The organism is Psychromarinibacter sediminicola, assembly GCF_029168335.1.
Classification (GTDB): Bacteria; Pseudomonadota; Alphaproteobacteria; order Rhodobacterales; family Rhodobacteraceae; genus Psychromarinibacter; species Psychromarinibacter sediminicola.
Genome location: NZ_JARGYC010000223.1, coordinates 1 through 654, shown reverse-complemented (window position 1 = coordinate 654; position 654 = coordinate 1). Strand labels below are relative to the sequence as shown.

2 protein-coding genes are annotated in these 654 nt (G+C 54.7%); one reads left to right on the top strand and one right to left on the bottom strand.

Features of this window, described 5'->3' with window-relative positions:
* On the bottom strand, nt 1–201 hold a 201-nt coding region (locus tag P1J78_RS25100), incomplete at its 3' end, for a hypothetical protein (RefSeq protein ID WP_275570096.1).
* 51 nt (nt 202–252) lie between these two features.
* Between P1J78_RS25100 and P1J78_RS25095 the strand changes: the two genes are divergently transcribed.
* Complete coding sequence (locus tag P1J78_RS25095) at nt 253–462, top strand: cold-shock protein (protein WP_275570095.1); 210 nt, start codon at nt 253–255, stop codon at nt 460–462.
* The last annotated feature ends 192 nt before the right edge of the window (nt 463–654 follow it).

Sequence of the window (654 nt, the reverse complement as noted above, 5' to 3'; positions counted from 1 at the left end):
GACCATATAAGTTTGACCAAGAACAACACCCTCGGCCATGCCGAAAGCCGCAGACCGTCTATGACGCCTGCGCGGAACACATCCCCCAAGCGGAACTTTCATCCACAACTCAAGATTGACCCGGCGCATGCCCGGGACGGCTTGAATCGTATGCTCTCCAGGATTGGCGAGTTCACGAAATCTGCTGCCTGAACGCAGCAAGCAGCCTGGCCAATCCCGGCGGGCGCGCAATGTCATTGAAAGGATAATCTCATGACAAAAGGCACTGTAAAATGGTTTAACGATACCAAAGGTTACGGCTTCATCGAGCTGGATAACGGCAGCGGTGACACTTTCGTGCACATCAGCGCGGTTCAACGCTCCGGGCTCGACAGCCTGAAGGAAGGCGCGAAGGTTATCTTCGAAATTGTCGAAGATCGCATGCGCGGCAAGTCCTCCGCTGAAAACCTTCAATTGCAGTAAGCAATCAAAAAAATGCCGGTCAGCGAAAGAGAAGATTTCGCTGGCTGGGTGCCCAAGCACTCGGATGCAGCCCTTCGCTGCGCGCTGACTAACTGACCCGACATTTCCCATTTGGCCGGTTGCCGATGAGCCTACGGGCACCTGACCCAGCCTTCCAAGCATTTTCTGCTTCGGTCTGTTTTGGAGCGCTGG

Bases quoted from the DNA above. Each gene is read 5' to 3' on its own strand.
- P1J78_RS25095 (WP_275570095.1), top strand. From the start codon at position 253: ATGACAAAAGGCACTGTAAAATGGTTTAACGATACCAAAGGTTACGGC.